This window comes from Burkholderia lata, assembly GCF_000012945.1.
GTDB classification, from domain to species: Bacteria; Pseudomonadota; Gammaproteobacteria; order Burkholderiales; family Burkholderiaceae; genus Burkholderia; species Burkholderia lata.
The window spans coordinates 812,403-834,639 of the sequence record NC_007510.1; the positions used below are offsets into that span (position 1 = coordinate 812,403).

Sequence of the window (22,237 nt, forward strand, 5' to 3'; positions counted from 1 at the left end):
GATGCGCTGCCCGTTCTGCCGGCATGACGACACGCAGGTCGTGGACTCGCGCGTGTCCGAAGATGGCGCCGCGATCCGGCGGCGCCGTCGCTGCTCGGCTTGCGACAAGCGCTTCACGACGTACGAGCGGGTCGAGCTGTCCCTGCCGTTCGTCGTGAAGAAGGACGGCAGCCGCACGGAATTCGACCGTCGCAAGATCGTCGCCAGCATGCAACTCGCGCTGCGCAAGCGGCCGGTTGCTGCCGACGCAATCGACGCGGCGGTCGCCCGCATCGAATATCAACTGCTCGCGACAGGCGAGCGCGAAGTGCGTAGCGAGAAGCTCGGCGAGCTCGTGATGAACGAGTTGCGCGGCCTCGATACGATCGCTTATGTCCGCTTCGCATCGGTGTATCGCCGGTTCGAGGACGTTTCCGAATTTGCCGACGTGATCGAAGAGTTCCGTCGCGCCTCTCCCGCCAAGACTCCGCGTAAGCGCTGACGCGCTGCGTCCGTTCATCGTCTTCTCCGTTGGGTCAGTTCGCGCCGATTGTGTCGGTCGCGATCGCATGCCGCCAGTCGGCCATTCGGCAAATGGTGCGCGTTCGCACGCGCCGCTACAGTCGTCGCATCACCTTGGCGAAGGACGACTGCGATGGGACTGCACGCTCACCCCCTGAAAAACATGTTGCGACGCTCGGGCGGGTTCACGCTCGTCGAGCTGATGGTTGCCATCTCGCTGGCGGCCGGGCTCGCGCTCTATGCGGCGCCCGCGTTCGACCAGTGGCGCATGCGCGAACGTGTGGATGCACGGTCGCGCGCGTTGCTCGGTGCGCTGTCGTTTGCACGTACCGAGGCGACGCGTCTCGGCGTGCGCGTCACGCTGTGCCGGGCCGGGAGCGCCGGCACCTGTCTGCGCGCCGGCGAACGGTGCGATCCGGCCGAATGGTCGTGCGACTGGATCGTCAGCGGGCAGGTCGACGGGCAGTCACGCGTGCTGCGGCGGTATCCGCGCGATGTCGACGTGGCCGTCGCGGGTGCCGCGCACGATCTCGCGTTCGCGCCGCCGGTCGGTCAGGCAATCGGTGGCATCCGCCGTTTCGAATTGCGTCCGCGACGCGATGTGCCGGGGGCTGACGACGCGCATGCATCGCGTTGCGTGCGGATCGCGGCAGGCGGACGGGCGCGGATTGTGACCGGCCGCTGCGACGCGGCATGAGTGCCATGCGCAACGCAGTGCGCGGCACGTCGCTGATCGAAGCGATGCTGGCCATCGCGCTACTCGCGACCGTGATGCTGGCCGTGGCGGGCAGTCAGCTTGCGATGGCGCGTACGCAGCGCGCGACGATCTGGCGTGAACGCGCGCTGTGGCTGGCCGATGCGCGTATCGAGCGCTTGCACGTAGCCGCGGAAGCCGACGATGGCCTCGCGGCGCGGGTCGCAGCGTCGCTGCCCGGCGGCACGATGACGAAAGGTGACGGGCCGGATGGCGTCCGCTACGCGGTTGTCGGCTGGCGGGGCGGCCAGGCAGCTACCGGGCCGCGATGCGAAGCGGCGGGCAGGTCGACGCAGCCGCCGTCGTGCGTCCGGATTCCGTATCGGGAGGCTGACGCCGATGAACGCTGATCGCCGCATGCGTGCGCATACGCTGCTTGAAGTGTTGATTGCGATGACCGTCGGTCTGCTCGTGCTCGCGGCGGCCGGTGCGCTGTACCACGCGCAGCGCGTCGCACAGCGGCGCGCGGACGACGGGTTCCGGATGCGCGATGCTGCTGGCACCGCACTGATGCTGATCGGCCAGCAGATCCAGATGGCCGGATTCCGGCCGCTCGATGGGGAAGGCGTGTGGTCGTTGCCCCCCGTGTTCGGCTGTTCGATGGCACGTGTGAGAGGCGAGGGCGCGCAGGTACGGTGCGAGCCCGTGCGCGGTGTGTCGGACGCGTTGCTGATCGGCTACGTTGGCGATGCGGTGTCGACGTGGCTCACCGTTAGCGGTCAGGTATCGGATTGCCTCGGGCAGGGTGTCGGCGTGTCCGGGGAACGTGCGCCGGTGGAGAACCGCTTCGATGTGCACACCAGTCCGTCGACGGGCGAGCCCGAACTGTATTGCGAAGGAAACGGCCGTCCGGGCACGCCGCAGCCGGTCGTGTCGGGAATCGATCAGTTGCGGATGCGCTATCTTCGCCGCGGTGGCACGCAGTTCGTCGATGCCGATGCATTGCGCGGCGACGACTGGCGCGACGTCGTGGCCGTGCACGTCTGCGTGCGGGCGCGCGGCGAACCGGCGGGCGAGCCGGTGCGGCATGTCGACTGCGACGGCCGCACTGTCGTTGCGCAAGACGGCCGCGCGCGTCTGACGCTCGATCGCATCGTCGCATTGAGGAATTCAGCGCGCGCATCCGAGGATACGTGGCGCGATGCAGCGGATGAACGCGAGGTGCTGCGATGAACGGAGTGGGGCGGTACGCGCGGGGGAGGTCGCGACGCGTCGCGTTACGCAACACGCACGAGCGTATGGCGACAAACGGCCACGTGCCGTGGCTTGCGGCAGGTGCGGAAACCCCGGCAACGAGCCAGCGAGCGCCGCACATACGCTCGCGGTCAGCCAGCCATGATTGGCGTCGCGAAGCGGGCCTTGCATTGCCCGCAGTGATCGCGGTTGGCGCGGCGGTTGCGGCGCTGACAGGCACGTGGTTCGAAGCCGCACTGACGGAATCGCGCCGCACGCGAATGTTGTCCGATCGGCTGGTCGCGTTCCACGCAGCCGATGCCGCGCTGGCCGCGTGCACCGCGCGATTGCGCCGGGGCGCGGCGCCGTACGTGAGCGAAGGCGCGTCGCACGCGGAGCCTGACGCGTGGCGGCGCATGCCGGCGCTGGCGGCCGCCGAAGCGTTCGCGCCGATTGCCGGATGGCCGATGGCTGCGCAACCGCCTCGATGTCTGATCGAAGCGTGGCGCGGGGCAGGGCCGACCGGTGGCCGTGCGTACGTCGTCACCGCGCGTGGCGTCGGTACGCATGCATCGAGCGCCGTCTGGCTGCAGCATCAGGTCGCGATCCGCGACGGACACATCGTCGCCCTGCACTGGCGTCGCGTCGCGACGGTGCTTCGATGATCGGTCGCACGTTTGTGTACCGCTCGGCGGGATTCACGCTGATCGAACTGATGATCGTACTCGCGATCGTCGCGGTGCTGGCCGGATGGGGCATCCCGTCGTATCGCGAGCATGTCGTGCGCGTTCATCGCGCGTCGGCGGTCGCCGCGTTGTACCGAGCGGCTCAATATCTCGAAACACTGGACGGTGGGCCGCCTTCGGCATTGCCGATGGCGCTCACGCAAGCGCCGCCGGACGGGCGCGCGATCTATCGATTGGCGCTCAGGCGGCCGGAGGGCGACGATTCGCCGGTGAGTTATGCACTGGAGGCAATCCCGCTCGACACGGGCCCGATGCACGACGATGCGTGCGGTGCATTCACGCTGCGTTCGGACGGGACGAAAGGCAATGTGCGGAGTGATGGCGCCGATGGACAGGTCGCGGCGTGCTGGGGTGTGCGTTGAGTTCGGCGGGAGGGCGCGCCACGGCGCTTGGCCGTGCGCGCAGGATGCCGACGGTCAGTCGTCGTGCGAGTCGAGCCCGCGCTCGTCGCGGGACTGCTTCCAGATCCGGTAGACCTCCCATGCCGCGAAACCGAGGGTGCCCCACTTCAGCGCGGGCCCCGCACTCGCGCGCAGCAGCGAGCGAACGGGTTTGGCGAGCACGAGCGATGCGAGCGAGCTCAGCATCGGATACTGGTTGACGAGCTGGCCGAGGCTCGTGTTCAGATTCTTGGCAGACTGGCTGAACTTGTTGCTGGACAGGCCGGGGACGAACACCTTGAGCCAGCTGAAGCGCGTGACGGCCTGGCGCATTTCGCCGGCGGCTTCCGCGAGTTCGAGCCGCTCGACTTCGGATCGCAGGATCAGCAGTTCCTTGCGGAGTGCGCGATGCTGCGACGCGCTCCAGTTCGATCGCGACGAATGGGAGCGGGGTGAATTGCCCGTGATGTTCTGGCTCATGGCGCGTCGGCGAAGTAGGTGGGAGGGGTGAGCGCGACTGCGTTCACGGCTTGCCGCGGAACAGTTCGCGGTCTTTCTCGAGTTCGGCGAGCGTCGCCTCGAATACGGTCGGCGCATCGCGCAGGCCCGAGCGGGCCTTCAGTGCGCATGCGATCCCGCCCGCGGCATACAGCGCGGTGATCGCCGCGAGCGACTGCCAGCGATAGGTATCCCAGAACGCGATCGCGATGAGTACGGTCAGGCTGATGAGTGCCATCGTCGCGAGCATCATCGCGGCGAGCCCGAGGAACAGCACGCCCATCAGGCGCTCCTTCTCCTCGGCAAGCTCGATGCCCACCAGTTCGAGGCGCGTTTGCAGAAGTCCGATCGCGGAGCCGACGAGGCGGCGCAGCGGTCCTTGGCCGGACGGCTGCGAGGTGGTGTCTGTCGTCATGGGTGAGGTGCGTGCGCGTGCAGTGTGCAGCTAGGACAAAGCCGGCCGGCGGAAACCGCCAGCTGGCTTCGACGCCCGCAGGCCGCGCGACGCGGCCAACGGGACGAAACGGCGCAGAGCGCGTTACTTGCGGTTGATCAGCAGGCCGATCAGCACGCCGACGCCAGCAGCGACGCCGATCGACGTCCACGGATGCTCGTGCACGTAGTCGTCGGTCGCGCGTGCGGCCTTCTTGCCTTTCTCGACCACCACGACCTGGACGTCGGCTGCCTTTTCCTTGGCCTGCTTCAGGCGCGACATGGCTTTCTCGCGCAGCTCGGCCGCACGGTCGCCCGTGCTGCTCGCAGCTTGCTTGAGCAGGTCTTCGGCGTCCGAGAGAACGGTTTTGATATCCGACATCAGTTTCTCCTTGTTGATTTCCGACATTGCAACTCCCTTCGTGCTGTCATGCTGCAGGTTCACATCGTAGCGAAACGCCTGCCTGCTGGCGAGCCGGGAAGACACACGACGGCCGTGCAAGACCGCATGGTAAACGACTTGTAATCATCAACAGAGCGCCAGACGGGGTGAAAAGTTTCCCGCATGGCCGCCCGTCCCGCACCGACACCGGGCAAAAATGACAAAAAAGTATGAATATCAAACGGAATAATCGTTCGCACGCCCCATTGCTTCCCGTAAGCTGACAGACTTTCCCGCGCCGATCCGGGCGCGGTTTCAACCAGCATCGTTCGAGGAGGGAACATCATGAGTCTGCGTCTTGGCGACATCGCACCGGATTTCGAGCAGGAATCGAGCCTGGGCCCGATCAAGTTTCACGAGTGGCTGGGCGACGGCTGGGGTGTCCTGTTCTCCCATCCGGCCGACTACACGCCGGTGTGCACGACCGAACTCGGGCTGACCTCGAAGCTGAAGGGCGAATTCGAGAAGCGCAACGTCAAAGTGATCGCGCTGTCGGTCGACGGCGTCGAATCGCACAAGGGCTGGATCAACGACATCAACGAAACGCAGTCGACGGTCGTCGGTTTCCCGATCATCGCCGATGCGGACCGCAAGGTTTCGCAGCTGTACGACATGATCCACCCGAACGCGAACGAAACGCTGACGGTGCGTTCGCTGTTCGTGATCGACCCGAACAAGAAGGTGCGACTGACCATCACGTACCCGGCCAGCACGGGGCGCAACTTCGACGAAGTGCTGCGCGTAATCGACTCGCTGCAACTGACCGACAACTACAAGGTCGCGACGCCCGGCAACTGGAAGGATGGCGACGACGTCGTGATCGTGCCGTCGCTGCAGGATCCGGAAGAGCTGAAGAAGCGCTTCCCGAAGGGCTTCAACGCGGTGCGTCCGTATCTGCGCCTCACGCCGCAGCCGAACAAGTAAGCAACGGCTGCACATCAACGCGATACCGGGCCGGCGGCCCGGTGCACGGATCAGATGAAAAACGGCCCGCCCGGCAGTCATGCCGGGCGGGCCGTGTCTTTTGCGCGAACGCGCGCGCGGCGTGGCGGCCGCGCTTTCCGCATCCGGACGATCAGAAGAAGGCCTGGATGCCGGTCTGCGCGCGGCCGAGGATCAGCGCGTGGATGTCGTGCGTGCCTTCGTACGTGTTGACCACTTCGAGATTCACGAGGTGGCGTGCGACGCCGAATTCGTCGGAGATACCGTTGCCGCCGAGCATGTCGCGCGCGAGCCGCGCGATGTCGAGCGACTTGCCGCACGAATTGCGCTTCATGATCGACGTGATCTCGACAGCCGCCGTGCCTTCGTCCTTCATCCGGCCGAGGCGCAGCACGCCTTGCAGGCCGAGTGTGATTTCGGTCTGCATGTCGGCGAGCTTCTTCTGGATCAGCTGGTTCGCGGCGAGCGGCCGGCCGAACTGCTGGCGATCGAGCACGTACTGGCGCGCGGTGTGCCAGCAGGATTCGGCGGCACCGAGTGCGCCCCATGCGATCCCGTAGCGCGCCGAGTTCAGGCATGTGAACGGGCCGCGCAGGCCGCTCACGTTCGGCATCAGGTTCTCTTCCGGAACGAACACTTCGTCGAGGACGATCTCGCCGGTGATCGATGCGCGCAGCCCGACCTTGCCGTGGATCGCCGGTGCCGACAGGCCCTTCCAGCCTTTCTCGAGGATGAAGCCGCGGATCGCGTCCTTGCCGTTCTCTTCGAGCTTCGCCCATACGACGAACACGTCGGCGATCGGCGAGTTCGTGATCCACATCTTCGCGCCGGACAGCGAGTAGCCGCCGGGCACTTTCTTCGCGCGGGTGACCATGCTGCCCGGATCGGAGCCGTGGTTCGGTTCGGTCAGCCCGAAGCAGCCGATCCATTCGCCGGTGGCGAGCTTCGGCAGGTATTTCTGCTTCTGCGCGTCGGAGCCGAATTCGTAGATCGGGACCATCACGAGCGACGACTGCACGGACATCATCGACCGGTAGCCCGAGTCGACGCGCTCGACTTCGCGGGCGATCAGGCCGTAGCTTACGTAATTGAGGCCGGGGCCGCCGTATTCCTCGGGAATCGTCGGGCCGAGCAGGCCGACTTCGCCCATCTCCCGGAAGATTTCGGCGTCGGTGCGCTCGTGGCGGAACGCTTCGGTCACGCGCGGTGCGAGCTTGTCCTGCGCGTACGCCTGCGCGGCATCGCGCACCATCCGCTCTTCTTCGGTCAGTTGCTGGTTGAGCAGCAGCGGATCGTCCCAATGAAAAGTTGCAGCACTCATCGTCTCATCTCCTGTCGACCCGAGTTAGCGCTTTAGCGCTTACTCGGGTCCCATGCTTTGCGGTCGACCCGAGTGAGCACTTCAGCGCTTACTCGGGCCCCATGCTTTGCGGCCGGTCCGAGTCGGCACTTCAGCGCTTACTCGGGTCCCATGCTTTGCGGTCGGCCCGAGTCGGCACTCCAACGCTTTCCCGAGTCCCATGCTTTGCGGTCGGTCCCTGATTCAGCCGGGTTCCATGCCTGAGAGTTTGCTTGACGGAAGTTCCGCTGTGCGGAACAATGTTTTGCAAATCGAACCCAGTGTAGCACCAGATGACACTTTCAACCATCGACGAAACCACGATCGACGAACGCAAGTTCGTCGTCGCGCTCGCGCGCGGGCTCGACCTGTTGCGCGCATTCCGGCCCGGGGAGACGATGCTCGGCAACCGCGATTTCGCGGAGCGCACCGGGCTGCCGAAGGCAACCGTGAACCGGCTCGCCTACACGCTGACCGTGCTCGGCTACCTGCGCTATGACGAGACGCTCGGAAAGTATGCGCTCGACGCCGGCGTGCTGTCGCTCGGCTACGCGCTGCTGTCGGGCTCGGGGACGATCGACCTCGCGCGGCCGCACATGCAGGCGCTCGCACGCGACATCGGCGCGGCCGTGTCGCTCGGCTGCCGCGACGGGCTCGACATGATCTATCTGGAGACGATCCGCAGCGAGACGGCGCTGACGCTCGGGCTCGCGCCCGGTTCGCGGCTGTCGATGCTGACGAGCTCGATGGGGCGTGCGTACCTGGCCGTGCAACCGGAGGACGTGCGCCGCGCGCTCTATGCGGAACTGCATCGCGCGGCCGGCGGCGCGGCCGACGCCGACGCGCTCGTCGCCGCCGCGCAGCAGGCGGTGGCCGAGTTCTCGGCGGGCGGCTGCTGTTATTCGTTCCGGGCGTGGCACATGGACGTCAACGCGGCGGCCGTACCGTTTCGCGAGCCGCGCGAGGGGCGCTGGCTGATCCTGAGCTGCAGCGGCCCCGCATCGTCGATGGACGAGGGTGTGTTCCGTACGCAGGTCGGGCCGAAGCTGAAGGCGCTCGCGCAGCGGCTCGGGCAGACGGCCTGAGCGAAGCGCGCGAGCGGTAGGGGGCCGTCACCGGCTCGGGTGAAAACGCACGAGCGCGACACGGCCGCGGCCGGTTGTGCCACCGGCGAACCGCGCGCATGATCGTTCGCCAGCTCACCGACGCAGAGGGTTGCCATGTCTCACGCAGAAGCGATGGAAGGCGGATGCGCATGCGGCGCGATCCGGTACCGGATCGTCCATGTTCCGACCGACGCCGGTTTTTGCCACTGCCGGCTCTGCCAGCGCACGACAGGCGCGGCGGTCGTCGCGTCGGCATCGGTGCCGATCGACGCGTTCGAATACCTGCAAGGTGAGCCGACGGTCTATGCGTCGAGCGCGTGGGGCGAGCGGCGTTTCTGCGGCCGTTGTGGTGCGCAGCTCGAATACCGGCTCATCGATGCCCCCAAGACGGTCGAGATCAATTCCGCGACGCTCGACGAGCCGTCGCAGCTGCGTCCGGCCTGGCATGTCTGGTATGGAGATCGCTTCCCGGGCATCGAGATCGGCGACGATCTGCCCAAGTATGACGATGGCGGAAGGGCGTAAGCGGTAGATAACCGCCGACACCGACACCGACACCGACACCGACACCGACATCGAGGCGCGTGCGCGCCCGCGAAGCCGCTCTTTCCACGAGGCCGGCAACCACCCGCCGGACATCGGGCGACGGGGCAAGCCAGGCGGCCCGATCCCCGTCACATCACCGGTATTCCACAGTCGGCACGCGGCGCCCCGCGTGTGCGGAATCCTTTATCCACTCAGGCTCAGGCCGTCACGACCTTCGCAAACACGGGCCCCTGCATGAACCGCACGTCGTGCTGGCGCAGCAGCTCGCACTGCGTTTCGTCGACGACGCCGTCGAAGATCAGCGGAATTCGCACGCGCTGCGCATACGCGACGAGCGCCTTGACCATCCCGTCGCGCAACGCGATGCCCGCATCCATCTTGATGTAGTCCGGGCGCGCCATCTCCGATTCGACCGCGAGGATGCGTCCCGGGTCGGGCAGCTTGTCCGCGACCTTGAAGCCGTGATGCTGGTAGCTGCGCGTCAGGTAGCCGAGGAAGGTCTTGTGTGCGACCGCGACCGCCGGCAGCTCGATCACGATCCGCTCGGTCGGCAGCCCGAAGCGCTGCAGCACCGTCGAGAAATGCTTGCCGTGGTCGTACTTCACGCTCTTCAGCAGCCGTTCGTGCACGCGCAGGAACAGCAGCCCATGGCGCTGCGCGCCAAAGAAATTGATCGCATGCAGCGCGCGCGACAGGCGGTCGATCGCGACGAGCGTCTGGTCATCGACGGCAGAGTCGACCGGATCGTGCGGCGTCCCCGTCACCAGCGTGACGGCCTGGAAACCGAGCTCGTCGCCGTAGCGCTCGATCGTGTCGGCGAACGACGTCGATTGCGGCGCACCGGGCATCGTCACGTCGTAGATCGGTTCGTAGGCGCTGCCGAGCGTGCGCTCGGGCAGGTTCGCGCTTGCAGTGCCGCCATCGGCGAGCGCGAGGTGATCCCGTAGATACGGCAGTTGCCCGGCACGGGCGACCAGCTCGGGAATGGTGGGCGGAATCATCGGCGTAAGAAGGAAAAACGGCGGCCGAACGGGCCGCCTCGTAGCTTGATATTAGCAGCGCCGGCCAAGCTCGGCTTGGCGTTTCGTTCATATGGTTATCCCGTCGTCGACGCTTCGCCTAGGGTTTACGTTTATTTCACTATTCGTAATTGGTTTTACTATTCGTAAATCCAGGATTTGTCGCCGATCAAGAAATGCGGCATGCGGGCGCCGCGAGACGGCGCCGTTACGAATCAACAGGAAGCAAGGAGCGAGACGTGGCGGTTGACAGGAATTGCACGCGGGAGAGCGGCGCACCGGCAGGTGACGGGCGGGATGACGGGCGCCCGGCAGGGTTGAGGAGCGGATGGCGACCATGAGCATCGATTACCAGACGCTGAAGTTCGAATACCGTCCGCGCGCGCAGGACACCGCCGTTCACCCGGTGATCGTCGTCGGCGCGGGCCCGGTGGGCCTTGCGGCGGCGATCGACCTGGCGCAGCAGGGCGTACCCGTCGTGCTGCTCGACGACGACGACACGCTGTCGACCGGCTCGCGCGCGATCTGCTTCGCGAAGCGCACGCTCGAGATCTTCGACCGGCTCGGCTGCGGCGAGCGCTTCGTCGACAAGGGCGTGAGCTGGCACGTCGGCAAGGTGTTCCTGCAGGACGAGCAGCTGTACGCGTTCGACCTGCTGCCCGAGGAAGGGCATGCGCGCCCCGCGTTCATCAACCTGCAGCAGTACTACGTCGAAGGCTACCTGGCCGACCGCGCGTTCGAGCTGCCGAACATCGACATCCGCTGGAAGCACAAGGTGACGGGCATCGACCAGTCAGCCGAACACGCAGTGCTGACGATCGAGACGCCGGAAGGCGTCACGACGCTGCGCGCGCAGTACGTGATCGCGGCCGACGGCTCGCGCAGCCCGATGCGCACGATGATGGGCCTCGAAAGCCACGGCCGCACGTTCAAGGATCGCTTCCTGATCGCCGACGTGAAGATGAAGGCGGAGTTTCCGACCGAGCGCTGGTTCTGGTTCGACCCGCCGTTCCACCCGAATCAGTCGGTGCTGCTGCATCGCCAGCCCGACAACGTGTGGCGCATCGATTTCCAGCTCGGCTGGGATGCCGACCCCGTCGCCGAGAAGCAGCCGGAGCGCGTGATCCCGCGCGTGCGCGCGCTGCTCGGGCCGGACGTCGAGTTCGAACTCGAATGGGTGAGCGTCTATACGTTCCGCTGCCAGCGGATGGAGTCGTTCCGGCACGGCCGCGTGCTGTTCGCGGGCGACTCCGCGCACGGCGTGTCGCCGTTCGGCGCGCGTGGCGCGAACAGCGGCGTGCAGGACGCCGACAACCTCGCATGGAAGCTGAAGCTGGTGCTCGACGGCGGTTCCGCCGACAGCCTGCTCGACACCTATGCGAGTGAGCGCGAGTTCGCGGCCGACGAGAACATCCGCAACTCGACGCGCTCGACCGACTTCATCACGCCGAAGAGCCCGGTGTCGCGCGTGTTCCGCGACGCGACGCTGAAGCTCGCGCGCGACTGCGAGTTCGCGCGCAAGCTCGTGAACAGCGGCCGCCTGTCGGTGCCGGCGGTGCTGGCCGATTCGCCGCTGAACACGCCGGACCGCAACGGCGACGCGTTCGCGGGCGCGATGCGGCCGGGCGCCGCGGCGGCCGATGCGCCGGTGCGTGCGCAGGGCGCGTCGGGCTGGCTGCTGCAACATTTGAGCAGCGGCTTCACCGGCGTGCTGTTCGGGTTGCCGGGCGATGCGGCCGCGCTTGCGCAGGCGCTCGACGGCCTCGCGCTGCCGGTGCGGCCCGTGCTCGTCGTGCCGGCCGGGCACGCGCAGCCGGCCGCGGGTGTCGTCGTCGTGGAGGACGTCGACGGCTTCGCCGCGCAACGCTACGACGCGAAGCCCGGCACGTTCTACCTGCTGCGCCCCGACCAGCATGTCTGCGCGCGGACGCGCACGCTCGACCGTCAGGCGCTGGCCGACGCACTGGCGCGCGCGACCTGCGCACGCTGATAACGATAAAGACACCGGAGACTCCGTCATGCCCCCACTCGACACCCGCCCGCGTCTGGCTGACCCTGACGCGTTCTACGAAGCGCTGATCGACATGCATCGCGACCTGTCCGACGCCGACAGCCAGCTCGTCAACGCGAAGCTGATCCTGCTGCTCGCGAACCAGATCGGCGACGCCGGCGTGCTGCGCGAAGCGATGGCGCTCGCGCGCCAGGGCGTGACACCGCCCGTGCATCCGGCCGCCGAGGTGACGCAATGAGCGCGGCGCCGGCCGACGCGCGCGTGCTCGAAGTCGAGAGCGTGATCGACGACACCCATCGCCCGGGTTTTCACTGGATGCTGCTCGTGTTGTGCGGGCTGTGCCTCGTGATCGACGGTTTCGATGCGCAGGCGATGGGCTACGTCGCGCCGAGCGTGATCGCCGAATGGGGCGTGCCGAAGCAGGCGCTCGGGCCCGTGTTCAGCGCGAGCCTGTTCGGGATGCTGCTCGGCGCGCTCGGGCTGTCGGTGCTGGCCGACCGGATCGGGCGGCGCCCGGTGCTGATCGGCTCGACGCTGTTCTTCGCGGTGACGATGCTCGCGACGCCGTTCGCGGGTTCGATCCCGGTGCTGATGGCGCTGCGCTTCGTCACGGGCCTCGGCCTCGGCTGCATCATGCCGAACGCGATGGCGCTGGTCGGCGAGTTCAGCCCGGCCACGCATCGCGTGAAGCGGATGATGATCGTGTCGTGCGGCTTCACGCTCGGCGCGGCGCTCGGCGGCTTCATCAGCGCCGCGCTGATTCCGGCGCTCGGCTGGCGGTCGGTGTTCTTCGTCGGCGGCGCGGTGCCGCTCGTGCTGACGATCGCGATGGTTGCGCGGCTGCCCGAATCGCTGCAGTTCCTGGTGCTGAAAGGGCGCGTCGCGCAGGCACGCGACTGGCTCGCGCACTTCGCGCCGCAGGCCGGCATCGATGCGAATACGCGGCTCGTGGTACGCGAGCGCGCCGCGACCGGCGCGCCGGTCGCCGAGCTGTTCAGCCACGGCCGCCTGCCGGTCACGCTGCTGTTGTGGGCGATCAGCTTCATGAACCTGATCGATCTGTATTTCCTGTCGAACTGGCTGCCGACCGTGATGCGCGACGCCGGCTATTCGCAGGGCACGGCGGTGATCGTCGGCACGGTGCTGCAGACGGGCGGCGTGATCGGCACGCTGTCGCTCGGCTGGTTCATCGAACGCTACGGCTTCGTGCGCGTGCTGTTCGCATGCTTCGCGTGCGCGGCCGTGTCGGTGGGGCTGATCGGCTCGGTCGCGCATGCGCTGCCGTGGCTGCTGGTGGTGGTGTTCGCGGGCGGGTTCTGCGTGGTCGGCGGGCAGCCGGCCGTGAACGCGCTCGCGGGCCAGTATTACCCGACGTCGCTGCGCTCGACGGGCATCGGCTGGAGCCTCGGCATCGGCCGGATCGGCTCGGTGCTCGGGCCGCTCGTCGGCGGACAACTGATTGCGCTCAACTGGTCGAACGGTGCGCTGTTCCACGCGGCCGCGGTGCCCGTGCTGTGCTCGGCGCTGTTCGTCCTCGGGCTTGCCGGTGTGACGCGGCGCAATGGCGCGCAGGCGCCGAACGCCGCGATGAATTGAGGGAGAAAGGAAACGATGACGCTTGACCTGTCGAAACCGGCGAACGCCGGCTACCAGAGCGGTTTCGCGAACGAATTCGCGACCGAGGCACTGCCCGGCGCGTTGCCGCACGGCCGCAACTCACCGCAGCGCGCGCCGTACGGGCTGTATGCGGAGCAGCTGTCGGGCACCGCGTTTACCGCGCCGCGCGGCCACAACCGCCGCTCGTGGCTGTACCGCATCCGCCCGGCGGCCGTGCACCGGCCGTTCGAGCCGTATGCGGGCCCGCAGCGCCTCGTGTCGGAATTCGGCGACTCGGCCGACGTGCCGCCGACGCCGCCGGACCAGCTGCGCTGGGATCCGCTGCCGATGCCGGTCGAGCCGACCGATTTCGTCGACGGGCTCGTGACGATGGCCGGCAATGGCTCGGCCGCAGCGATGAACGGCTGCGCGATCCACCTGTACGCGGCGAACCGCTCGATGCAGGACCGCTTCTTCTACAGCGCGGACGGCGAACTGCTGATCGTGCCGCAGCAGGGGCGCCTGTTCATCGCGACCGAATTCGGCCGGGTCGAGGTCGAGCCGTTCGAGATCGCGGTGATCCCGCGTGGCGTGCGTTTTTCCGTCACGCTGCCGGACGGCGACGCGCGCGGCTACATCTGCGAAAACTTCGGCGCGCAATTGCGCCTGCCGGATCTCGGCCCGATCGGCTCGAACGGTCTCGCGAACCCGCGCGACTTCCTGACGCCGCAAGCCGCGTACGAAGACCGCGAAGGCGCATTCGAGCTGATCGCGAAGCTGAACGGCCGCCTGTGGCGCGCGGACATCGGTCATTCGCCGCTCGACGTCGTCGCATGGCACGGCAACTACGCGCCTTACAAGTACGACCTGCGCCTGTTCAACACGATCGGCTCGATCAGCTTCGACCATCCCGATCCGTCGATCTTCCTGGTGCTGCAGTCGCAGAGCGACACGCCGGGCGTCGACACGATCGACTTCGTGATCTTCCCGCCGCGCTGGCTCGCGGCCGAGGACACGTTCCGCCCGCCCTGGTTCCACCGCAACGTCGCGAGCGAATTCATGGGGCTCGTGCACGGCGCGTACGACGCGAAGGCCGAAGGCTTCGTGCCGGGCGGCGCGAGCCTGCACAACTGCATGTCGGGCCACGGGCCCGACGCGGATACGTTCGAGAAGGCGTCCGCGAGCGACACGACGAAGCCGCACAAGGTCGACGCGACGATGGCGTTCATGTTCGAAACCCGCACGCTGATCCGGCCGACGCGCTATGCGCTCGACACCGCGCAGCTGCAGGCGGACTACTTCGAATGCTGGCAAGGCATCAAGAAACACTTCAATCCGGAGCAACGATGAGCGATACCCAAGACTGGCGCGCGACGCTCGACCCGGCTCGCAAGAGCTGGGTCGAGACGGCGAACGATTCCGCCTGCGATTTCCCGATCCAGAACCTGCCGTTCGGGATCTTCAGCGATGCGAAACAAGCGTCGCGCCGTGCCGGCGTGGCGCTCGGCGACCAGATCGTCGATCTTGCAGCGCTCGCTCGTGCTGGCCTCGTGACGCTGCCGGCCGGCGCCGATGTGTTTGCCGCACCGACGCTCAACGCGTTCATCGCGCTCGGCCGCGACGCATGGCGCAGCGTGCGCGTGCAGCTGTCGGACCTGTTCTCGCGCGACAACGCGAAGCTGCGTGACGATGCTTCGTTGCGAGCACAGGTGCTCGTCGCGCAGCGCGACGCGACGCTGCATCTGCCGGTCGAGATTCCCGGCTACACCGATTTCTATTCGTCGAAGGAGCACGCGACCAACGTCGGCTCGATGTTCCGTGATCCGAAGAATGCACTGCTGCCGAACTGGTCGGAGATGCCGATCGGCTACAACGGCCGTGCGTCGTCGGTGATCGTGAGCGGTACGCCGGTGCGGCGTCCGAACGGGCAACTGAAGCTGCCCGACCAGGAGCGTCCGGTGTTCGGTGCATGCCGCAAGCTCGACATCGAACTGGAGACAGGTTTCATCGTCGGCCAGGGCAACGCGCTCGGCGAGCCGATCGCGTGCGAGGACGCGGAAGCGCATATCTTCGGGATGGTGCTGCTGAACGACTGGAGCGCGCGCGACATCCAGCAATGGGAATACGTGCCGCTCGGCCCGTTCAATGCGAAGACGTTCGCGACGACGATCTCGCCGTGGATCGTCACGCTCGACGCGCTCGAACCGTTCCGCGTCGCGCAGCCGGAGCAGTCGCCGCAGCCGCTCGCGTATCTGCAGCACGCAGGCAAGCATGCGTTCGACATTGCACTCGAAGTGACGCTGCGCGAGGAAGGGGCGGCCGAAGCGACGTCGATCAGCCGCACGAACTTCAAGCACATGTACTGGACGATGGCGCAGCAGCTCGCGCATCACACGGTCGCGGGCTGCAACACGCGTGTGGGCGACCTGATGGGTTCGGGGACGATCAGCGGGCCGACGAAGGATTCGTTCGGCAGCCTGCTCGAACTGACGTGGAACGGCAAGGAGCCGGTTGCGCTGAACGGCGGCGGCAGCCGCGCGTTCATCGAGGACGGCGACGAGCTCACGCTCGCCGGATGGTGCCAGGGTGATGGCTATCGCGTCGGCTTCGGTGCGTGTGTCGGCAAGATCCTGCCGGCGTTGAAGGCGTAACGCGCAACGTAGCGCGTCCGTGAGCACGACGGCCCGCATTGCGCGGGCCGTCGTCGTTTATGCAGTGTGATCGGCGTATCCGTCGCCGGGCGGCGCGCTTTCGCGCCGTCGTCGTTTGGGCAGCGCGCTTTGGTGTGCTCGCGCGCCGGCATCAGACCGCGCGTTGCAACGCGGCGCGGCGCTCCCACAGCGCGGCGGCGACGAATGCCGCGACGCAGGCGACCAGCACGCCGACCAGCGCGTTGCTGCCCACTTGTTCCATCAACGCGCCGGCTACCAGCGGGCCGCCGAAGCTCGCGGCGCTCCACGATGCCGACACGAGCGAGCTCGCGGTGACGAGCGCCGCACCGCGGAAGCGTTCGCCGCATGCGACGAGCGACAGCGTGTAGATGCTGCCGGCCGCCGCGCCGAGCACGAACAGCAGTGGCCAGCACAGCCACGGATTCGCGATCACGAACGGCAGCAGCGGCAGGCCGGCGAGCACGATCCAGCCCGCGCCGAGGTGCACGCGTTCGCGTCCGAGCTTGTCCGCGAGCCAGCCGATCGGGAACTGCATCGCGGTATCGCCGAACAGCATGATCGACGCGAGCAGCACGGCGGTGGCGCTCGCGACGCCGTGATCCATCGCGTAGAGCGGCAGCAGCGACAGCGCGAGCGTATCGAACAGCGCGAAGAAGCCGGTGCCGATGATCAGCGCGGGCATGCGCGGCAGGATGTCGAGCCAGCGGCCGTGCGCTTCGTGATGCGCGTCGTCGCCGGCGAGCGGCGCGCGCCGGATCGTCGCGAGCGTCGGCAGCGCGAGCAGGAACAGCGCGCCGCACAGCGCGAAGCGGATGCTCGTCGCGCCCGCGATCTGGCTGACGAGCACCGGGCCCGCCATCTGGAACAGCGTGAAGTTGGTCGCGTAGATCGCGACGACGCGGCCGCGCGTCGAATCGTCGGCGAGCTGGTTGACCCACGCCTCGCCGATCGTGAACAGCAGCATCAGCGCGGCGCCGCACAGCACGCGCAGCGCGCCCCACAGGATCAGGTTCGACGTGAACTGCATCAGCGCGGTAGCTGCCGCGAGCAGCACGACCGACACGACGATCGCGCGGCGCGAGCCGATGTGTCGCGCGAGCGCGGTGACGAACGGGACGATCGCGAGGCCGCCGAGCGCCTGCGCGGCCGTCAGCATGCCGACCACGTTGGTGCCGTGTCCGGCCTCGGTCAGCGCGAGTGCGGTGAGCGGCAGCGTGGCGCCGGTGCCGAGACCGACGACCGCGACGCTCAGAATGAGTGCGAGGAAATCGCGATTAAGAATGGCTTTCATCGGCGGGGATGCTACACCGCGGACCTTGAAAGGTCCATGAAGGCCATCAGCTTCGAGTGGAGTTGTGTACGCAACGATTTCGACAGGGTTGCTTTACACGTACTCGGTCGGCACGGATACCGGTCGGCGTTCGAGCGACGCCGACCACAACGTGAGCGCGAGCGCCGCGACAGCCATCGCAATGCCGACCCAAGGCAGGTTGACGAGCGACACGCCCGAGCCGATCGCCATCCCGCCGAGCCACGCACCGGTCGCGTTGCCGAGGTTGAACGCGCCCTGGTTCAGCGTCGACGCGAGGTTCGGCGCGTCGCTGGCACGGTCGACGATCAGGATCTGCAGCGGCGGCACGATCGCGAACGCGAGGATGCCCCACACGAAGATCGTCGCGAGCGCGGCGAACGGCAGGTGCATCGTGCCCGCGAACAGCGCGAGGATCACGCCGATCAGCGCGAGCGTCGCGATCAGCGACGGCATCCGGCGCCAGTCGGCGAGCTTGCCGCCGAGCGTGCCGCCCACCGTCAGCCCGAGGCCGAACAGCAGCAGCACGTAGGTGACCTGGCGCGGCGAGAAGCCCGTCACGTCTTCGAGAATCGGGGTGATGTACGTGAACACGCTGAACAGGCTGGCTGATGCGAGCACGCTGATGCCGAGCACCATCAGCACCTGCGGATGTTTCAGCACGCTGAATTCGCGCGTGATGCTGGTGTCGGGCATGGCCAGGTTCTTCGGCAGGCAGACGGCGAGCGCGGCGGCCGCGGCGATGCCGATGCCGGTGACGGCCCAGAACGTCGCGCGCCAGCCGTATGCCTGGCCGAGCGCGGTGCCGAGCGGCACGCCGAGCACGTTCGCGAGGGTGAGGCCGGTGAACATCAGCGCGATCGCCTGCGCGCGACGGTTCGGCGCGACCAGGTTGCTCGCGACCACCGAGCCGATCCCGAAGAACGCGCCGTGGCAGAACGCGGTGACGACGCGCGCGGCCATCAGCACCGCGTAGCCCGGTGCGATCGCGCAGAACAGGTTGCCCGCGATGAACAGCCCGATCAGGCCCATCAGCGCGCGCTTGCGCGGCATCTTCGCGGTGACGATCGCGAGGATCGGTGCACCGATCGTCACGCCGAGCGCATAGCCCGACACGAGCATGCCGGCGGCCGGGATCGACACGCCGAGGTCGCGCGCGACATTGGGCAGCAGCCCCATGATCACGAACTCGGTGGTACCGATTCCAAATGCGGCGACGGCGAGGGCGAAAAGAGGTAAGGGCATCGCGGTAGGCTCGGGAAAAGCCGCCGCTCGGGCTGGCGCAGGATGCGCGGGACGGGCGGACGGTAAGGCGAACGACAGCCGCGATTCTACTTCAGTGAAAACCCCTATGCTTGGGGCCAAAACGGTTGTTGCCGGCGTGCGACGGGGGAGCGTGCGTGAAGCTCACACTGTGGGATTCGGCGGGGTTTGCGGCGCTGAATGTGTTGGGGGCGGAACGGTGGTGGCGGCGAGGTGCGCGTCAGGCGATGCGTTCGGGGGAGCCGTCGACGTTTGCGGCCGATGCACTTGCGGAATCCGCATCCGCCACGTCCGCTCGCGACGGCGGCGAGCCGGCGGCATCGATCGTGGCCGGATCGTCCCAGCCGTTTTCGAACAGGCACGCCTCGATCGGCATCCGCGCCGCCCAGCGCTCCTGCTCGAGCATCGGCTTCGCGTAGAACGCGTCGACGTGCCCGACGCACAGCACGGCGATCGGTTTCGCGCCGTCGGGCATTCGCAGCAGCGCGCGCAGCGCATCGACGTCGAACAGCGATACCCAGCCCATCCCGAGCCCTTCGGCGCGGGCTGCGAGCCACATGTTCTGGATCGCGCACGCGGCGGACGCGAGATCCATCTCCGGCAATGTGCGACGGCCGAACACGTGGCGCTCGCGGCCGTCGGCGAGCGCGACGACCAGCAGCTCGCCGCATTCGCGCACGCCTTCGACTTTCAGCCGCATGAATTCGTCCTGGCGCTCGCCGAGCGCGTCGGCGGTCGCGCAGCGCTCGGCCTCGACCAGCGCGTGGATCGCGGTGCGCAGCGCCGGATCGGTGATGCGGATGAAGCGCCACGGCTGCATGAAGCCGACGCTCGGCGCGTGATGCGCCGCGCGCAGCAGGCGCGCGAGCACGGCAGACTCGACGGGCGCCGGCGTGAAGTGACGCATGTCGCGCCGTTCGAAAATGGCGCGGTAGACGGCGGCGATGTCGGAATCGTCGAAACGCATGGGCGGCACAAGCAGGGGATGACGTCGGCGCAACGATATCAGACCGCGCGCGAGCCGCGTTACATCATTCGAAACAAAGTGCGGAATTGTTGATGCAAAAGATCGTGTTTTCAGCGGCGGCCAAAAGCAAACGATTGCGGTATCGCTTGCAACCATGAAATAAGCCGGTTTCGTCGATTTCTCAGCGATTCGCGGTCACGACGTTCTGCGGCGTGCCCGCGTGCCACGCCTCGATGTTCAACAGGGTGGTGTGCGCGATCTCGGCGAGCGCCTCGCGCGTGAAGAACGCCTGGTGCGACGTGACGATCACGTTCGGGAACGTCAACAGGCGCGCGAGCACGTCGTCCTGCAGCGGCAGGTCGGAGTGATCCTCGAAGAAGAGCCCGCTTTCCTCTTCGTACACGTCGAGCCCGAGATGGCCGAGCTGGCCGCTCTTGAGCGCGTCGACCAGCGCCTGCGCATCGACGAGGCCGCCGCGCCCGGTGTTGATCAGCATCGCGCCGTGTTTCATCCGCGCGAGCGTCCGTTCGTTGATCAGATGGTGCGTCGACGGCAGCAGCGGGCAGTGCAGGCTGACGATGTCGGCGTGGTGCAGCAACTCGTCCAGCGCGACATAGCGCGCGCCGAACGCGATCAGCTCGTCGTTGTACGGCGGCACCGAGTGCGCCAGCACATGCATCCCGAAGCCCATCATGATCTTCGCGAACACGCTGCCGATGATGCCGGTGCCGATCACGCCGACGGTCTTGCCGTGCAGGTCGAAGCCGAGCAGGCCGTTCAGCGAGAAATCGCCTTCGCGGGTGCGCGCGACGGCGCGCGGCAGGCGGCGGTTGAGCGCGAGGATCAGCGCGACCGCGTGCTCGGCAACCGCGTGCGGTGAATAGGCGGGCACGCGCACGACCGTGATGCCGAGCCGCTCGGCGGCGGCCAGGTCGACGTGGTTGAAGCCCGCCGAGCGCAGCGCGATCAGTCGCGTACCGCCGTCCGCCAGCCGTTCGAGCACGGCCGCGTCGACGGTGTCGTTGACGAACGGGCAGACGACGTCATAGCCATGCGCGAGGATCGCGGTTTCCGCGTCGAGGTGCGACGGCTGGAAGTGCAGCCGATAGCCGAACTGCCGGTTGGCGGCAGCAAACGAATCGTCGTCGTACTGCCGGCTGCTGAACAGGATCACGCGCACGCTGCACCTCCGAAGGCTGACGCGCGCAGTTTACTGCAGCCCGGTGACGATGTCGGAGCGGTCGGGCCCACGCGACGGCCGCATGAAGCCGTAGTCGGTGCGTTCGCGGGCCGGCTGCGCGCTGAAGTGATCGAGCGCGTGCTCGACGAAGCTGCGCGTGCGGGCCGGCACGTACTGGCGGTTCGGGTACACGAGCGACAGCTGCGTGTCGGGGTCGTCGATCCGGTAGCCGGCCATCAGCCGCACGAGCGTGCCGCTGGCGAGCGCGCTGGCGACGCACGGCTCGGGCAGCACCGCGATGCCCGCGCCGGCCACCGCGGCCGCGTGGACGAGCGCGAGCTGGTTGACCGTGCAGGCCGGGCGCACCGTGACGGAATGCGCGACGCCGTCGAGGCCGACCAGTTGCCAGGCGGGCGCATGCTGGTGCGGCGCGAGCGTGACCCAGTCGTGTCCCGGCAGGTCGTCGGGCAGGCGCGGCTCGCCGCGTCGCTCGAGATAGGCCGGTGCCGCGACCGCGACGAACGGGTTCGGTGCGAGCGCGTGGCCGATCAGCGTCGGGTTGCCGTCGAGCCGGGTGCCCGTGACGATGCCGACGTCGTAACCCGAATCGAGCACGTCGAGCGGCCCCTCGGCGACGGTCAGCTGCACGCGCAACTCCGGGTAGCGGTGCCGGAAGCTGCTGACGAGCGGTGTCAGCGCGAGCGGCGACAGCAGGCCCGACGCGACGACGCGCAGCGTACCGGCCGGTTCGCGCACGGCATGCGCGACGGACGATTCGAGGTGATCGAATTCCTCGAGCAGCGCCCGGCACCCGTCGAGGTAGCGCACGCCGGCCTCGGTGAGCGACAGGTTCCGCGTGGTGCGGTGGATCAGCCGGGTGTTCAGGTGGCCCTCGAGCATCGCGATCGAACGCGTGACGAGTGCATTGGACACGCCGAGATGGTGCGCCGCGCGCCGGAAGCTCTGCTGCTCGGCGACGCAGACGAATACACGCATGGTCTGAATCTGGTTCATGGCTTGCGTATTTCTGGCCCGGTTGATTGATTATGGTTGTGGTTTTAAGCCGCGCAACCTCGAAAGCGCATCGCACGGCCCCCAGTTTTTACATCGTATCGAAAAATCGCTTTTTTCGATTCCGCAGACGATTGTTCAATACAGAAGCGATATCCGTCAACCTGAGAAAAGGGGCGGGTTGCGGAAAATCTAAATCGGGAGTAACGCGTTAAACGTTGTGCATGTCTAGCATGCCTGCCGTTCAAAGGCGGAACGGTATTCCGTCAGGTATGGATTGGCTGAATATTTCTTATGTTAATCAATAACTTGTGAACTATTCTGGCAGGCTTGTTTTGGTATTGAAGGGA

At 67.2% G+C, this 22,237-nt stretch carries 24 protein-coding genes; 14 read left to right on the forward strand and 10 right to left on the reverse strand.

From position 1 onward, the window contains the following. The first annotated feature begins 1 nt into the window (after window position 1). The 6 genes from nrdR to BCEP18194_RS09580 all read left to right on the forward strand — a co-directional run bounded on the left by nrdR (window position 2) and on the right by BCEP18194_RS09580 (window position 3,536). On the forward strand, window positions 2–481 hold the full coding sequence (nrdR, locus tag BCEP18194_RS09555) for a transcriptional regulator NrdR (RefSeq protein WP_006476792.1): 480 nt from the start codon (window positions 2–4) through the stop codon (window positions 479–481). A 183-nt stretch (window positions 482–664) separates the two neighbouring features. Beyond that, complete coding sequence (locus BCEP18194_RS09560) at window positions 665–1,198, forward strand: GspH/FimT family pseudopilin (protein ID WP_241025467.1); 534 nt, start codon at window positions 665–667, stop codon at window positions 1,196–1,198. Beyond that, a complete protein-coding gene (locus BCEP18194_RS09565; RefSeq protein ID WP_011351081.1) occupies window positions 1,195–1,605 on the forward strand; it encodes a type IV pilus modification PilV family protein in 411 nt (136 codons plus the stop codon). The genes BCEP18194_RS09560 and BCEP18194_RS09565 overlap by 4 nt, the downstream gene beginning before the upstream one ends. Then, the gene (locus tag BCEP18194_RS09570; protein WP_011351082.1) at window positions 1,595–2,428 is read left to right on the forward strand and encodes a type IV pillus assembly protein; all 834 of its coding nucleotides are present in this window, start codon (window positions 1,595–1,597) and stop codon (window positions 2,426–2,428) included. Before BCEP18194_RS09565 ends, BCEP18194_RS09570 begins: the two co-directional genes overlap by 11 nt. A 203-nt stretch (window positions 2,429–2,631) precedes the next feature. Further along, window positions 2,632–3,093, forward strand: coding sequence for a pilus assembly protein (locus tag BCEP18194_RS09575; protein WP_041493015.1), 462 nt, complete (start codon window positions 2,632–2,634; stop codon window positions 3,091–3,093). Next, window positions 3,090–3,536, forward strand: coding sequence for a type IV pilin protein (locus tag BCEP18194_RS09580; RefSeq protein ID WP_011351084.1), 447 nt, complete (start codon window positions 3,090–3,092; stop codon window positions 3,534–3,536). The genes BCEP18194_RS09575 and BCEP18194_RS09580 overlap by 4 nt, the downstream gene beginning before the upstream one ends. A gap of 54 nt (window positions 3,537–3,590) precedes the next feature. On the opposite strand, the gene BCEP18194_RS09585 is transcribed toward BCEP18194_RS09580, so the two are convergent. From BCEP18194_RS09585 to BCEP18194_RS09595, 3 genes are all read right to left on the reverse strand, one after another. After that, window positions 3,591–4,034 (reverse strand): DUF3318 domain-containing protein, encoded by a 444-nt coding sequence (locus tag BCEP18194_RS09585; protein ID WP_011351085.1) that lies wholly within the window; start codon window positions 4,032–4,034, stop codon window positions 3,591–3,593. Between the two features lie 43 nt (window positions 4,035–4,077). Then, on the reverse strand, window positions 4,078–4,467 hold the full coding sequence (locus BCEP18194_RS09590; protein ID WP_011351086.1) for a phage holin family protein: 390 nt from the start codon (window positions 4,465–4,467) through the stop codon (window positions 4,078–4,080). Window positions 4,468–4,590: 123 nt separating this feature from the next. Beyond that, window positions 4,591–4,893, reverse strand: coding sequence for a DUF883 family protein (locus BCEP18194_RS09595; RefSeq protein WP_006494044.1), 303 nt, complete (start codon window positions 4,891–4,893; stop codon window positions 4,591–4,593). Window positions 4,894–5,211: 318 nt separating this feature from the next. Here BCEP18194_RS09595 and BCEP18194_RS09600 point away from each other — a divergent pair, with 318 nt between their 5' ends. Next, on the forward strand, window positions 5,212–5,850 hold the full coding sequence (locus BCEP18194_RS09600; protein WP_011351087.1) for a peroxiredoxin: 639 nt from the start codon (window positions 5,212–5,214) through the stop codon (window positions 5,848–5,850). Window positions 5,851–6,001: 151 nt separating this feature from the next. Here the strand turns inward: BCEP18194_RS09600 and BCEP18194_RS09605 are convergent, their stop codons facing one another. Continuing rightward, window positions 6,002–7,189 (reverse strand): acyl-CoA dehydrogenase, encoded by a 1,188-nt coding sequence (locus tag BCEP18194_RS09605; protein ID WP_011351088.1) that lies wholly within the window; start codon window positions 7,187–7,189, stop codon window positions 6,002–6,004. Between the two features lie 311 nt (window positions 7,190–7,500). Between BCEP18194_RS09605 and BCEP18194_RS09610 the strand changes: the two genes are divergently transcribed. Next, complete coding sequence (locus tag BCEP18194_RS09610; protein ID WP_011351089.1) at window positions 7,501–8,292, forward strand: IclR family transcriptional regulator; 792 nt, start codon at window positions 7,501–7,503, stop codon at window positions 8,290–8,292. Window positions 8,293–8,427: 135 nt separating this feature from the next. Continuing rightward, the gene (locus BCEP18194_RS09615) at window positions 8,428–8,838 is read left to right on the forward strand and encodes a GFA family protein (RefSeq protein WP_011351090.1); all 411 of its coding nucleotides are present in this window, start codon (window positions 8,428–8,430) and stop codon (window positions 8,836–8,838) included. A 218-nt stretch (window positions 8,839–9,056) separates the two neighbouring features. Here the strand turns inward: BCEP18194_RS09615 and BCEP18194_RS09620 are convergent, their stop codons facing one another. Further along, complete coding sequence (locus BCEP18194_RS09620) at window positions 9,057–9,860, reverse strand: EAL domain-containing protein (RefSeq protein ID WP_011351091.1); 804 nt, start codon at window positions 9,858–9,860, stop codon at window positions 9,057–9,059. A gap of 346 nt (window positions 9,861–10,206) precedes the next feature. Between BCEP18194_RS09620 and BCEP18194_RS09625 the strand changes: the two genes are divergently transcribed. The 5 genes from BCEP18194_RS09625 to fahA are packed head-to-tail and all read left to right on the forward strand — an operon-like array spanning window position 10,207 to window position 16,136. Beyond that, complete coding sequence (locus tag BCEP18194_RS09625; protein ID WP_041492750.1) at window positions 10,207–11,868, forward strand: FAD-dependent oxidoreductase; 1,662 nt, start codon at window positions 10,207–10,209, stop codon at window positions 11,866–11,868. Between the two features lie 28 nt (window positions 11,869–11,896). Next, complete coding sequence (locus BCEP18194_RS09630) at window positions 11,897–12,127, forward strand: DUF2783 domain-containing protein (protein ID WP_011351093.1); 231 nt, start codon at window positions 11,897–11,899, stop codon at window positions 12,125–12,127. After that, the gene (locus BCEP18194_RS09635; protein WP_011351094.1) at window positions 12,124–13,485 is read left to right on the forward strand and encodes an MFS transporter; all 1,362 of its coding nucleotides are present in this window, start codon (window positions 12,124–12,126) and stop codon (window positions 13,483–13,485) included. Before BCEP18194_RS09630 ends, BCEP18194_RS09635 begins: the two co-directional genes overlap by 4 nt. A gap of 15 nt (window positions 13,486–13,500) precedes the next feature. After that, window positions 13,501–14,835 (forward strand): homogentisate 1,2-dioxygenase, encoded by a 1,335-nt coding sequence (gene hmgA / locus BCEP18194_RS09640; protein WP_011351095.1) that lies wholly within the window; start codon window positions 13,501–13,503, stop codon window positions 14,833–14,835. Then, a complete protein-coding gene (gene fahA, locus BCEP18194_RS09645) occupies window positions 14,832–16,136 on the forward strand; it encodes a fumarylacetoacetase (RefSeq protein ID WP_011351096.1) in 1,305 nt (434 codons plus the stop codon). The genes hmgA and fahA overlap by 4 nt, the downstream gene beginning before the upstream one ends. Before the next feature lie 151 nt (window positions 16,137–16,287). Here fahA and BCEP18194_RS09650 read toward each other — a convergent pair whose 3' ends face one another. The 5 genes from BCEP18194_RS09650 to BCEP18194_RS09670 all read right to left on the reverse strand — a co-directional run bounded on the left by BCEP18194_RS09650 (window position 16,288) and on the right by BCEP18194_RS09670 (window position 21,890). Beyond that, on the reverse strand, window positions 16,288–17,448 hold the full coding sequence (locus tag BCEP18194_RS09650; RefSeq protein WP_011351097.1) for an MFS transporter: 1,161 nt from the start codon (window positions 17,446–17,448) through the stop codon (window positions 16,288–16,290). A gap of 93 nt (window positions 17,449–17,541) precedes the next feature. Then, entirely contained in the window at window positions 17,542–18,711 is a 1,170-nt protein-coding gene (locus BCEP18194_RS09655) for an MFS transporter (RefSeq protein ID WP_011351098.1), read from the reverse strand. A gap of 238 nt (window positions 18,712–18,949) precedes the next feature. Then, window positions 18,950–19,696, reverse strand: a complete 747-nt coding sequence (bluB, locus tag BCEP18194_RS09660) for a 5,6-dimethylbenzimidazole synthase (RefSeq protein ID WP_011351099.1) — start codon at window positions 19,694–19,696, stop codon at window positions 18,950–18,952. Between the two features lie 181 nt (window positions 19,697–19,877). After that, window positions 19,878–20,876, reverse strand: a complete 999-nt coding sequence (locus BCEP18194_RS09665; RefSeq protein ID WP_011351100.1) for a 2-hydroxyacid dehydrogenase — start codon at window positions 20,874–20,876, stop codon at window positions 19,878–19,880. Between the two features lie 30 nt (window positions 20,877–20,906). After that, window positions 20,907–21,890, reverse strand: a complete 984-nt coding sequence (locus BCEP18194_RS09670; protein WP_011351101.1) for a LysR family transcriptional regulator — start codon at window positions 21,888–21,890, stop codon at window positions 20,907–20,909. Window positions 21,891–22,237 lie beyond the last annotated feature (347 nt).